This window comes from Micromonospora sp. NBRC 110009, assembly GCF_030518795.1.
GTDB lineage: Bacteria > Actinomycetota > Actinomycetes > Mycobacteriales > Micromonosporaceae > Micromonospora.
Map to the genome: position 1 here is coordinate 2,905,402 of NZ_CP130427.1, position 12,105 is coordinate 2,917,506.

General features: G+C 75.8%; 13 protein-coding genes. 11 read left to right on the forward strand and 2 right to left on the reverse strand.

Annotation, left to right across the window (positions count from 1 at the left end):
- The first annotated feature begins 67 nt into the window (after nucleotides 1-67).
- The 11 genes from Q2K19_RS13950 (at nucleotide 68) to Q2K19_RS14000 (ending at nucleotide 10,122) form a co-directional block, all read left to right on the forward strand.
- Nucleotides 68-862, forward strand: a complete 795-nt coding sequence (locus Q2K19_RS13950) for an alpha/beta fold hydrolase (protein ID WP_302771282.1) — start codon at nucleotides 68-70, stop codon at nucleotides 860-862.
- A complete protein-coding gene (locus Q2K19_RS13955; RefSeq protein WP_302771283.1) occupies nucleotides 855-1,424 on the forward strand; it encodes a TetR/AcrR family transcriptional regulator in 570 nt (189 codons plus the stop codon). Before Q2K19_RS13950 ends, Q2K19_RS13955 begins: the two co-directional genes overlap by 8 nt.
- Complete coding sequence (locus Q2K19_RS13960; RefSeq protein ID WP_302771285.1) at nucleotides 1,421-1,756, forward strand: YrdB family protein; 336 nt, start codon at nucleotides 1,421-1,423, stop codon at nucleotides 1,754-1,756. Before Q2K19_RS13955 ends, Q2K19_RS13960 begins: the two co-directional genes overlap by 4 nt.
- A gap of 147 nt (nucleotides 1,757-1,903) precedes the next feature.
- Nucleotides 1,904-3,301 carry a hypothetical protein gene (locus tag Q2K19_RS13965; RefSeq protein ID WP_302771287.1) on the forward strand — a complete coding sequence of 466 codons (1,398 nt, stop codon included), beginning with the start codon at nucleotides 1,904-1,906 and terminating at the stop codon, nucleotides 3,299-3,301.
- A gap of 64 nt (nucleotides 3,302-3,365) precedes the next feature.
- Entirely contained in the window at nucleotides 3,366-4,760 is a 1,395-nt protein-coding gene (locus tag Q2K19_RS13970) for an efflux RND transporter periplasmic adaptor subunit (protein ID WP_302771289.1), read from the forward strand.
- A gap of 74 nt (nucleotides 4,761-4,834) precedes the next feature.
- The gene (locus tag Q2K19_RS13975; protein ID WP_302772481.1) at nucleotides 4,835-5,752 is read left to right on the forward strand and encodes an ABC transporter ATP-binding protein; all 918 of its coding nucleotides are present in this window, start codon (nucleotides 4,835-4,837) and stop codon (nucleotides 5,750-5,752) included.
- On the forward strand, nucleotides 5,749-6,933 hold the full coding sequence (locus tag Q2K19_RS13980) for an ABC transporter permease (RefSeq protein ID WP_302771291.1): 1,185 nt from the start codon (nucleotides 5,749-5,751) through the stop codon (nucleotides 6,931-6,933). Before Q2K19_RS13975 ends, Q2K19_RS13980 begins: the two co-directional genes overlap by 4 nt.
- A 247-nt stretch (nucleotides 6,934-7,180) precedes the next feature.
- Nucleotides 7,181-7,390: a helix-turn-helix domain-containing protein gene (locus tag Q2K19_RS13985; RefSeq protein ID WP_073834429.1), complete on the forward strand. Its 210-nt coding sequence runs from the start codon at nucleotides 7,181-7,183 to the stop codon at nucleotides 7,388-7,390.
- Between the two features lie 219 nt (nucleotides 7,391-7,609).
- Nucleotides 7,610-7,711 (forward strand): 30S ribosomal protein bS22, encoded by a 102-nt coding sequence (locus Q2K19_RS13990; RefSeq protein ID WP_007465623.1) that lies wholly within the window; start codon nucleotides 7,610-7,612, stop codon nucleotides 7,709-7,711.
- A 120-nt stretch (nucleotides 7,712-7,831) separates the two neighbouring features.
- Nucleotides 7,832-8,905, forward strand: a complete 1,074-nt coding sequence (locus tag Q2K19_RS13995; RefSeq protein WP_302771293.1) for an NAD-dependent epimerase/dehydratase family protein — start codon at nucleotides 7,832-7,834, stop codon at nucleotides 8,903-8,905.
- A gap of 416 nt (nucleotides 8,906-9,321) precedes the next feature.
- Nucleotides 9,322-10,122, forward strand: a complete 801-nt coding sequence (locus Q2K19_RS14000; RefSeq protein WP_302772482.1) for a lysophospholipid acyltransferase family protein — start codon at nucleotides 9,322-9,324, stop codon at nucleotides 10,120-10,122.
- Nucleotides 10,123-10,138: 16 nt separating this feature from the next.
- Here the strand turns inward: Q2K19_RS14000 and Q2K19_RS14005 are convergent, their stop codons facing one another.
- The gene (locus tag Q2K19_RS14005; RefSeq protein ID WP_302771295.1) at nucleotides 10,139-11,017 is read right to left on the reverse strand and encodes an HAD family hydrolase; all 879 of its coding nucleotides are present in this window, start codon (nucleotides 11,015-11,017) and stop codon (nucleotides 10,139-10,141) included.
- A 108-nt stretch (nucleotides 11,018-11,125) separates the two neighbouring features.
- Nucleotides 11,126-11,995: a DUF5667 domain-containing protein gene (locus Q2K19_RS14010; protein WP_302771296.1), complete on the reverse strand. Its 870-nt coding sequence runs from the start codon at nucleotides 11,993-11,995 to the stop codon at nucleotides 11,126-11,128.
- Nucleotides 11,996-12,105: the final 110 nt, after the last annotated feature.

Consider the following 12,105-nt stretch of genomic DNA (forward strand, 5'->3'; position numbering starts at 1 on the left):
GTCCGACCTCGACCCGGCTTCAGGTCAACCCTTGACGCGTAAAGCTAATAGTATTAGCTTTACGGCTATGACGATTAGCCAGGTGTCGCGGGACGGCGGAAGCATCGCGTACGAGGTGCACGGCGAGGGGCCGCTCGTGCTCCTCTCGCACGGCATGGGGGAGAACCGGGCCGCCTTCCGGCACCTGGTGCCCCGGCTGGTGGCGGCCGGCTACCGGGTGGCCTCGGTCGACGTCCGCGGCCACGGCGATTCCAGCGCCCACTGGCCCACGTACGCCCCGGCCGAGGTGGGTGCCGACCTGCTCGCCGTGGTCCGGGCGCTCGGCGGTGGCCCGGCCACCCTGGTGGGCAGCTCGTCCAGCGCCGCCGCCGTGGTCTTCGCCGCCGCCGACGCGCCCGAGCTGGTCAGCGGCGTCGTGCAGGTCAGCCCGTTCGTGGCGCAGCTCAAGCCGAACCCGATGATGCGGCTGGCCCAGGCGGTGGTGCTGCGCAGCCCCCGGCTGTTCGGCATGTTCCACCGCACGCTCTTCCCGTCCGGGCGGCCGGCGGACGACGCCGCGTACCGCCGCGAGCTGGTCGCCAAGCTGCGCGGCCGGATGGCCGCGGTGCGCGGGGTGGTCGCGCCGGTGGACCCGCATTGGACCGCGCGGGCGCGCGACGTGCGGCAGCCGGTGCTGGTGCTGATGGGCACGAAGGACCCGGACTTCCCCGACCCGGGCGCCGAGGCGCGGGCCGCCCGGCGGCTCTTCGCCACCGCCGAGGCCCGCATGATCGCCGACTCCGGCCACTACCCGCACGCCGACCAGCCCGACGCCGCCGCCGCGGACCTCGTCGAGTTCCTGGCGGTGACCACCCGTGCCTAGGGCCGGCCTGACCCCGCAGACCGTGGTCCGGGAGGCGGCCGTGCTCGCCGACGAGGTCGGTCACGACCGGCTCACCCTGGCCGCCCTCGCCGGCCGGCTCGGTGTCGCGCTGCCCAGCCTCTACAAGCACGTCAAGGGCGTGGACGCGCTGCACCAGAAGCTGGCGGTGCTGGCCACCGCCGAGGTCGCCACCGAGCTGACCACGGCCGCCGCGGGCCGGGCCGGCGGCGACGCCCTGCGCGCGGTCGCCGCGGCGTTCCGCGACTACGCCCGCCGGCACCCCGGCCGCTACCCGGCCACCCAGCGCGCCCCCGACCCGGAGGATCCCGAGCACGTCGCCGCCGCTGAGCGGGCGGTCGGCGCGATCTACGCGATCCTGCGCGGGTACGGCCTCGACGGCGACGCGGCCGTCGACGCCACCCGGATGTTCCGGGCCGCGGTCCACGGCTTCATCAGCCTCGAGGCGGCCGGCGGGTTCGGGCTGCCCCGGGACATCGACCGCTCCTTCGACCAGATGGTGGCCGCGCTGGACACCGCCTACCGGGACTGGAGGTCCTCATGAAGGGCGCCCTGCTCGCCGTCATCTTCCTGCTGGAGCTGGCGCTGCTCGTCGCGGTCGGCTGGTGGGGCTTCACCCTCGACGCCGGCTGGCCGGTACGCCTGCTCGCCGGCCTCGGGGCGCCGCTGCTGATCGCCGTCGGGTGGGGTCTGTTCTGCTCGCCGAAGGCCAGCGTGCCGCTGCCCGCGCCGGCCAAGCTCGCCGCCCAGGCCGCCTGCTTCCTCACCGGCGGGGTGCTCCTCGCGCTGGCCGGGCGGCCGGTGCCCGGCGCCGTGCTGGTGGCCCTCTGGGCGGTCGACAAGGCCCTGCTCACCGCCCTCGGCGACCCGGTCTGACCGACCGCCGCGCCGGCCACCCCGGAGATCGTGGCAGGATCCGGCCCCGCCCGGGGCCATGCGCTGCCAGGATCTGCTCGTGGTGATGCCCCGTCGACGCGCGGATGGGCTCTGGCCGGAACGCCCGGTTGGCCGTACCCTTCGCCGGTGACCGACGGTGACGTGCGGCCCCCTGGCCCGGCGGTGAGCAGCGGCGAGCCCGCCACCGCGACCGCGGGGTGTGACGAGCCGGCCACCCAGCCGGCGCCGGAGGTCGGCGGCGCGCCGGCCGCCGTCCCGTCCGCTCCGCCGCGTGGCCGGCGACGTCGGCCGCTCTGGATCGCGATCGCCCTGGTCCTCGTGCTGGTGGCGTGCGGTGTTCCCGGCGTACTCCTGCTCGGCCTGGTGGGGGACGCGGTCGGACGTCCCGCCGCCGGCCGGGCCGACGACCCGGCCGCGGCGACCGCGCGGCGCCTCGGCCAGCGAATGACCGCCCAGCTCGACCGCCAGGCCGCGGCGCTGCTCGGCGGCGACCGCACCGGCTTCCTCGCCGTCGCCGATCCGGCAGCCCGACCCGCCCTCACCCGCCGGTACGCCGCGCTGCGTGCGCTGCGGGTGACGGTGTGGCGGCCGGCGGCCGACGGCCTGCCGACGGCCGTCGACGGCCGGCCGGGGGAGTGGCGGCTGCCGGTCCGGGTCGGCTACTGCTTCGTGGTGCCGGGCTGCACCCCGAGCACCGTGGCGATCGGCACCCGGTGGCGGCTGGCGGGGGAGGAGGAGCCCCGGCTGGTCGCCGTCGAGGAGTCCGCGGCCCGGCCGGCCGGCGCCCGGCCGTGGGAGGTGAGCGACCTGGCGGTGGCGGTGGGGAAGCGGACCCTGGTGGCCACCACGCCGACGCTGCGGGGCAAGCTTCCCGGCCTGCTCGTGCAAGCCGAGGCCGCCGCGAGGGTCGCCGACCGGTACGCGGTCGGCACCGCCCCACCGGACCGCTACCTCGTCTTCTACGCCGGGCGGGCCGAGTGGCAGCGCTGGTACGGCGGCGGCCGCCCGAAGTGGACGGCCGGGTACGCGGTCGGCGTCGGCGGCGGGCACCACGACGTCGTGCTGAACGCGCAGAGCCTCTCGCCGGCCGGGGTCGACGACCTGCTCCGGCACGAGCTGACCCACGCCGCGTCGCTGCCCGACCGGGGCTACGCGGACCGGTCGAGCTGGTGGCTGGTGGAGGGCCTGGCCGAGTACGCGGGCGCCGACGGTCAGCCGGTGGGCCGCTACGAGGGCCTGGCCGAGGTGCGCAAACTCCTGCACGGCGGGTGGGCCGGCCGGCTCGACGCGCTGGCCCCCGCCGACGACGCGGCCGACGACCGGGTCGGCGGTGCCTACGGCGTCGGCTACCTGGCCGTCCGGCACCTGGTGGACCGGTACGGCGAGCAGCGGGTGCTCGACTTCTTCCGGGTCGTGGTGCACGAACGCCGGCCGGTGGCCGCCGCCGCCGAGGAGGTGTTCGGCGACCCGTGGCCCGCCCTGCACGACGACTGCGTCGGATACGTCCGCGCGGTGGCCGGCTGACGCCGGTGGCGGCCTGACCGGCCGGTGCCGGCGGGCAGGTCGACGGTCGCCGGCGGGTCGTAGCATGAGCCGCGTGCGCCGCCCCCACCCGCCGCGGCTGCCCGCGGCCACCCGCCCCCGCCTGCTCACCGCCCTGCTCGCCGTCGTCGCCCTGACCGGCACCACCGCCGCCTCCTGCGGTGACGACAGCTCCCCGGTCACCGTGGCCGAGGTGGGCCGCGCCGAGGTGGCCGAGGTGATCGACGCGCCCGCCACGGTGGCCGCCCGGGCCGCCGCCACCCTCACCGCCCCCGCCGACGGCACCCTGACCAGCCTGCGCGTCCCACCCGGACATCGGGTCGCCCGGGGCCAGGTGCTCGCCGTCATCGACTCGCCGGCGGCGCAGGACCGGCTCCGGCAGGCGCGGGAGGCGCTGCGCGCGGTGAAGCGGGCCGGCCGGGGCGTCGGCGCCGGCGACCTGGGCGGCCGGCTGCGCGGCACCGACCAGGCGGCCGCCGAGGCGTTCGACGCGGCGCGCCGGGCCGCCGGGAAGATCGGCGACCCGCAGCTGAGGTCGGCGCTGCTGCTCCAGGTCGAGTCCGCGCAGCGGCAGTACGAGTCCGCCGCCCGCGCCGCCGACCGGGCGGTCGCCGCCGTGCAGCGCGGGCTGGCCGGGCTGAACAGCGCCGTCGGCGCGCTGTCGACCGCGCAGCGCCTCCAGGCCCAGCAGGCGTACGACCTGGCGAAGGCGACGGTCGACGCGTTGACCCTGCGCGCCCCGATCGCGGGGGTGGTGCAGCCGGGCGGGACGCGAGCCGGCGGGTCGACGGACCTGTCGGCGCTGCTCGGGGCGGCCGGCGGCGCCGCGGCGGGGGTCGGCCCGTCGGCGGTCGGGTCGGCCGGGCAGGGCGGGCCGCCGCCCGGGGTGGACGACGCGGTGCCGCAGGGCGGCCGGGTCACCGCCGGGACGCCGGTGCTGACCGTCGTGGACACCGCTCAGCTCGGTCTGCTCGCCGAGGTCGACGAGACCGACGTGCTGCTGGTCCGGGCCGGCCTGACCGCCGCGGTGGAACTGGACGCGGTGACCGGCGCGAGCTACGACGCCACGGTTCGCTCGGTGGACCTGCTGCCCACCACCTCCGCCCGGGGCGGGGTGAGCTACCGGGTCCGGCTCAGCCTCGGCGCCGGCCGGCTCGGCGAGGGGGAGCCCGCGCCGGCGCCCCGGCCCGGCATGAACGCCGTGGTCCACCTCCGGGTCCGCGCGGCCACCGACGCGGTGGCCGTACCCGCCTCGGCGGTCTTCTCCGCCGACGGCCGGGACGCGGTGTGGGTGCTGCGCGACGGCCACGCGGACCGGGTGCCGGTCACCGTCGGCGTGCAGGGGCAGGACCTGGTGCAGATCGTCGACGGGGTGCAGGCCGGTGACCGGGTCGTGGTGCGCGGCGCCGACCAGGTGCACGACGGCCAGGAACTCCGGTGAGCGCGAGGAGTGAGCCGGTCCTGCCAGACCCGCGGTCGGGACCGAAGACCGGCTCGGTGACCCCGGCCGCCGGGGTGCCGGCGATCGAGGCGGTCGACGTGTCCCGCACGTACGAGCTGGACGGGGTGTCGGTGCCGGCCCTGCGCGGGGTGTCGCTCACCATCGACCCGGGCGAGTACGTGGCGGTGGTCGGCCCCTCCGGCTCGGGCAAGTCCACGTTGATGCACCTGCTCGGCGGGCTGGACCGGCCGACCGGCGGCCGGCTGGTGATCGGTGGCCGGGACGTCGCGACCCTCGCCGCACCGGAGCTGGCCGCGCTGCGCAACCGGACCATCGGCTTCGTCTTCCAGGCGTTCCACCTGCTGCCCCGGACGTCCGCCGTGGACAACGTGGCGCTGCCCCTGGTCTACCGGGGGATCGGGGCGCGGCAGCGGCGCGAACGCGCCGCGGCGGTGCTCGGCCGGGTCGGGCTGGGGCACCGGCTGGACCACCGCCCCAACCAGCTCTCCGGCGGCGAGCAGCAGCGGGTGGCGATCGCCCGGGCACTGGTCACCGACCCGGCGGTGCTGCTCGCCGACGAGCCCACCGGCAATCTCGACACCGCCACCGGCGAGGCGGTGCTGGAGCTGCTGGAGCGGTTGAACGCCGAGTCCGGGGTGGCGCTGGTGATGGTGACGCACGACCAGGAGGTGGCCGCCCGGGCCCGCCGGCGGATCGCGGTACGCGACGGTCTCATCCGGTCGGACACCCTTCATGATCGACCGCTGTCCGGCGCCGGCGGCCGACCTGAGACACTGGACGACGCTCCCAGCGCGGAGCCCCGGTCCGTGTCCGGAAACGGCCCGGGGCACCCGTCCGGTGGCTCCGGTGGCGCCACCGGAGCCACCGGACGCCTTCCGCGTACGACGGGCGCGGGCCGGTCCGGCGACGAGCCGGACCGTGCGGACGCTCCGCAACCCGACGCGGAGGCGGCGCCCGGGGGTGCCGGATGAGGGTCGCCGAGGCCTGGCGGGTGGCGCTGGACGCGTTGCGGGCCAACCGGATGCGCAGCGCGCTGACCATGCTCGGGGTGATCATCGGGGTCGCCTCGGTGGTGGTCCTGATCGCCATCGGCACCGGCACCAAGCAGCAGGTCGAACGGCAGGTGGAGGGGCTCGGCTCGAACCTGCTCCTGGTGGTCCCGGGCAAGATCGACGTGGGCACCGCCCCGGTGGTCTCGCCGCTCGACCTGAAGGACGTGGACGCCGTGTCCCGGGTGGTCGGCGACCCCGGCCGGGTGGCGGTCACCATCGCCTCCGGTGCCACCGCCCGGGCCGGCAACCGCTCCGACTTCACCACCGTGCAGGGGGTGCTGGAGACCACCCCGCGGGTCTTCACCCGCTCGCTCGCCCGGGGCCGTTACCTCACCGGGGCCGACGTGGACACCAGTCGCCGGGTGGCGGTGCTCGGGGCGTCGGTGGCGCGGGCGCTCTTCCCGGACCGGGACCCGCTCGGCCAGCAGGTCGCCCTGGCCGGGGTGCGGTTCCGGGTGATCGGGGTCTTCGCCCCGCTCGGCCAGAGCCTCGGCGTGGACCGGGACGACGAGGTGCACATCCCGGTGACGGCGGCGCAGCGGCTCTGGGGCACCCAGCGGATCGACGGCATCGCGGTCAAGGCCCCCGACCGGGAGCGGATCGACCAGCTCGGCGACCGGATCGTCGCGGAGCTGTCCCGCCGGCACCCGGACACCGAGTTCAGCGCCGTCACCCAGCAGCAGATCCTCGGCGTGCTCGGCGACATCCTCGGCGTGCTGACCGGGGTGCTGGCCGCCATCGCCGGCATCTCGCTGCTGGTCGGCGGGGTCGGCGTCTCCAACATCATGCTCGTCTCGGTACGCGAGCGGACCCGGGAGATCGGCCTGCGCAAGGCGGTCGGGGCGCGACCCCGGGACATCGGCGTGCAGTTCCTGCTGGAGGCGATGCTGCTCACCTCGCTCGGCGGGTTGACCGGGATGGCGCTCGGCGTGGGCACGGCGCTGCTGGTCGACGCGGTCTCGCCGATCCCGGCGGCGATCACCTGGTGGTCGCTGGCGCTCGCGTTCGGGGTCTCGGCGGCGGTGGGCATCGTCTTCGGCGTGGTGCCGGCCCAGCGCGCCGGCCGGCTCGATCCGGTGGTGGCGCTGCGGGCCGAGTGACGCGGGGAGACCGGTGCGACCGTCCCGGCCGCGGGGCAGCCTCCCGTGAACGGGACGCGGCGCTCCCGCGGAAGGAAAACGGCAGGTCAACGCCGGGGAAACGGCTGATCTCCCATGATCATTCACAGGAAGGGATCGCGCCGGTCACAGGCGTCCCGCTACCGTACTGGTAACACGCGCGTTGCCCGTCGTGGCCGGATCAACCTGCCCGGTGGCACGCGCCGGGCATGGGATGGGTCGGTGAGCCATGGCCGGGTCGCAGTCCGACGGTCGGCTGTCGGATGTCAGGTTCCTGACCGTCGCCGAGGTGGCGACGGTCATGCGGGTCTCCAAGATGACGGTCTACCGTCTCGTGCACAGCGGTGAGCTGACCGCGGTGCGGGTCGGCCGGTCGTTCCGGGTGCCCGAGCACGCGGTGCACGAATACCTCCGGGGCGCGTTCCAGGAATCCGCCTGACGCACCGGTGGCCAGGCCGTCGAGTGCGACGAAAGGGGCATCGACGGGGGCGCGTTGGTCCTGCTGACGCACTCCGGCTACCCTGGACCCCGACCGTGACCGCACCCTGGTGTGCCCTGCCCACCACGCTGGTCCGGTCCGTTGTCCGCAAGCGGTCACGACGCCACCCCCGGTGGTGTCTCCCGGTCCGCCCCGCACGTTGCATCGAAAGGCTGTCGTATGGGCTCGGTGGTCAAGAAGCGCCGCAAGCGCATGGCTAAGAAGAAGCACCGCAAGCTGCTGCGCAAGACCCGCGTCCAGCGTCGCCGTCTCGGCAAGTGACCGGGGCCGGGCCCTGGCCCGGCACCCGGCACCACCTGCCAACTGTCGACCCTCGGAGGCTCAGGTGATCAGGCCGTGGACGTCCCGGCTCGATCCCGCCTGCCGCGCAAGGCGCACGACATGACCCCCGGTGGCACCACAGGTGCTCCGGGGGTCGTCGTCGTGACTGGCGTCGGCCGCTACCTGGGCGCGCACGTCGCCGCCCGCCTCGCCGCCGACCCCCGCATCGACCGGGTCATCGGCGTCGACCCGGCCACCCCCAATCCCGAGTTCACCGACCTGCTGAGCGGGGTCGAGCGGGTCCGCCTCGACCTCGACTCGCTCGGCGGCCTGCTGGTCGACCTCGACGTCGACGCCGTGGTGCACCTGGCCCTGGTCACCGCCCCCGACCCGCAGCACGGCGGCCGGGCGGCGATGAAGGAACAGAACGTCATCGGCACCATGCAGCTGCTCGCCGCCTGCCAGCGGGCGCCCCGGCTGCGCAAGCTCGTGGTGCGCTCCTCGACCGCCGCGTACGGGGTGTCGTTCCGCGACCCGGCCGTCTTCACCGAGGAGACCGAACCGCGCGAGGTGCCGCGCGGCGGTTTCGGCCGCGACATCCTCGACCTCGAGGGGTACGTCCGCGGGTTCCGCCGCCGGCGCCCCGACGTCACCGCGACCGTGCTGCGCTTCGCGCCGTTCATCGGCTCCACCGCGGACACCACGCTCACCCGCTACTTCTCCCAGCCGGTCGTGCCGACGGTTTTCGGCCGGGACCCGCGCCTGCAGTTCGTCCACATCGACGACGCCCTGGAGGTGCTGCACCGCTCGGTCGCCGAGGACCACCCGGGCACGTACAACGTCGCCGGTCCGGGGGTGCTCTCGCTGTCCCAGGCGATCCGCCGGGCCGGCCGGGTCGGCTTGCCGGTGCTCGAACCGGGCCTCTCCGGGGCCGCCGCGATCGCGCGCAGCCTCGGCTTCGGCCGCTACGGGCTGGACCAGGTCGACCTCTTCGTGCACGGTCGGGTGGTGGACACCACCAGACTGGAGCGGGAGTACGCCTTCACGCCCCGCTCGACGGCCGCCGCCTTCGACGACTTCATCCGGGCCCACCACGGTGGGGTGGTGGTGACGCGGTCGCAGCTCGCCGCCGCCGAGCATTTGGTGCTGGAGAGCATCCGGCAGGTCCGGGCCGCCGTGCGGGAGCGCTCGTGAGCGGGGCGGAGGAGCGGGGCGAGGCCCGCTACGACGTACCGCTGCCCACGCCCGCGCCGGACGCGGAGCCGGCGCGGCGCAACGGGCACCGGCGGGCCACGGCGACCGCCGCCGACCCGGTGGCGGCGGGCGACCCGGCCGCCGACGAGCCGGACACCTCCACCGACGAGCCGGCGCGGGCCACGACCGACGACCCGGGCGCCGCCGGTCCGCCGCCGGTCGCGAAGAAGGCCGTCGCCAAGAAGGCGGTCGCCAAGAAGGCGGTCGCCAAGAAGGCGGACGCGGCGGCGACGAGCGGGCCGGGCCACCGCGCGGCGGACGAGCGGCAGGGAACGGCCGGGACGCCGACCGGCCGGGCGGTCGCGGACCGGCCGGGGGACCACTGGGACCGCAAGGTCGCCAAGGGGCTCGCCTTCCTGCGTCGGCGGCTCTCCGGCGACTACGAGGTCGACGAGTTCGGCTTCGACCCCGACCTGACCGCCGCCGTCTTCCACCCGCTGGTCCGGCTGCTCTACCGGGACTGGTTCCGCACCGAGGTCTTCGGGGTGGAGCACATCCCCGACGCCGGTGCCGGCCTGGTGGTCGGCAACCACTCCGGCACCGTGGCGCTGGACGCGCTGGTGCTGGCCACCGCGCTGCACGACCGGCACCCGGCCCACCGCTACCTGCGGCTGCTCGGCGCCGACCTGGTCTTCCGGATGCCGGTCGTCTCCGAGCTCGCCCGCAAGACGGGCGGCACGGTGGCCTGCAACCCGGACGCGGAGCGGCTGCTCGGCAACGGCGAGCTGGTCGGCGTCTTCCCGGAGGGCTTCAAGGGCGTCGGCAAGCTCTACGCCGACCGCTACAAGCTCCAGCGGTTCGGGCGGGGCGGGTTCGTCTCGGCGGCGCTGCGTACCGGCACGCCGATCGTGCCGGTGGCGATCGTCGGCGGCGAGGAGATCTACCCGATGCTCGCCGACATCAAGCCGCTGGCCCGGCTGCTCAAGCTGCCGTACTTCCCGGTGACGCCGACCTTCCCCTGGTTGGGGCCGCTGGGCATGGTGCCGCTGCCGAGCAAGTGGCTGATCGAGTTCTGCCCGCCGATCCCCACCGCGCACCTGCGCGACTCGGCCGACGATCCGCTGGTCGTGTTCAACCTCGCCGACCAGGTGCGGGAGACCATCCAGCAGACCCTGCACAAGCTGCTCGAACGCCGCCCCGACCCGTTCGGCCCCTGACCCGGCGGTCGCGCGGTCAGTCGGCGCGCTGGCGGCGGCGGTGCAGCGCCAGGCCGGCGGTGACGGCGCCGGCGAGCAGCCCGGCAGCGGCCGTCGACGGTACGGCGATCTTGACGGCCCGGCGGCCGGTGCGGAAGTCGCGGACGTCCCAGCCCCGCTCGCGGGCCCGGCGGAGCAGCGCCGGATCCGGGTTGATCGCCACCGGGTGACCCACCGTGGAGAGCATCGGCAGGTCGTTGGCCGAGTCGCTGTAGGCGGCGCAACGAGCCAGGTCCAGCCCTTCGACCGCGGCGAGCTGGGTGATCGCCTCGGCCTTGGCCGGCCCATGCATCAGGTCGCCGACCAGCCGTCCGGTGTACGCCCCGTCGACCACCTCGGCGACCGTGCCGATCGCCCCGGTCAGGCCGAGCCGGGCCGCGATCACCCGGCCGATCTCCACCGGGGCGGCGCTGACCAGCCACACCCGCTGCCCCCCGGCCAGGTGCCGCTCCGCCAGCTTGCGGGTGCCGGCCCAGATCCGCGGGGCCATCAGCTCGTCGAAGATCTCCTCCGTCAGCCGCTCCACATCGTCCACCCGCCAGCCCTCGATGAAAGCGAGCGCCGCCTCCTTGGCCTGCGACATGTGCCCGGCGTGCTCGGTGGCGAGCAGCCGGAACTTGGCCTGCTGCCAGGCGAACCGGGCCAGGTCACCGGTGGTGAAGTAGTTGCGGGCGGCCAGCCCGCGGGCGAACCAGTAGATGGACGCGCCCTGCATCATCGTGTTGTCCACATCGAAGAAGGCGGCGGCGGTGCGGTCGGGCGTCGGGGTGATCGGGGGTGCCTCCGGGGTCTCCGACCAGCCGGCGGTGTGCCCGTGGACGTCGGAGCTGACCGTCACCTTGCGGGTCCGGGCCACGGCCGCCTCCCTCCCCTCCCGATCGGGTACGCCTCCCACCGAGCCTATCCGGCGGTGTGTGACGGACGGATGTCCGCCGGGAGAAGTGTGGCGGCTCTCGCCCCGCGGTCAGCGGCCCGCGGGGCAGGAGACCGGGGCGGGACCGAGGGCGTCGCTGGCCACCGGGGCCGGCAGCCCGCAGGCGATCGCCGCCCGCAGCCCGTCGGCCCGTCGGCCGACGGCGTCGAGCAGGGCCAGCGACCGGCGGGTCCGGTCCTGCTCGACGTGGTCCGCCCGGTCGAGCAGGCCGCTGACCGCCTGCCGCTGGCCGGTGACGAACCCGTCGATCGCGTCCAGGCCGGCCGGGTCGGAGCGCTCGGCCGCCACGGTGGTCAGCAGGCGTACGCCCTGCCGGGTGTCGGCGTCCATGTCGTCGAGGACCGCGCCGAAACCGAGCCGGTCACCACGGACGGTGGCCGCCTCGTCGAGCCGGGTCCGGGCGAAGTCCAGGAATAGCTGGCCGCGGCTGATGTCCGAACTGGTCAGGGCGAGCTGGGCGCGTTCCGTGGAGCGCTTCATGCCGTAGAGGGCGTCGCCGGGCAGCGCGTTCTCGCTGGCGGCGGAGATGCCGGAGAGGGCCACCGCCCCGGCGGCCACGCCGACCAGGATGGCGCCCCGGGCCCGGGCCCGCCGCCCGGTCACCGCCGGCAGCAGGGAGCCGCGCAGCCCGCTCGACGTCGTGGCCGCCTCGGTCTTCGCCGCGGCCCCGACGCCCTCCCGCTCGGCGGTGGCGACCAGCATGGCGCGCAGGCCGGTGCGGAACTCCGCCTCGACCTCGACGGTCGGCTGGTCGGCGGTGAGTCGCCTGCTCACCGCCACGAGGGCGGCGAGTTCGTCGTCGGACCGGGAACGGGCGTGGTGCCGCCGGCCGCCGTTGGCCTCGTCGAGGAGTTGCGCGAAGCGTTCGGCACGCCGACGGGAGAAGAGGTTGCTGTCCACCGCAGGCACCCCCTCTCGCTGGTGACGGCCGGTTGGCCGTCGTCGTCACCAGCGACCGGTGGCAGCGTGACGCCGACGGTCGGCCGAGGCGGCCGACCATGCCCGCCGGA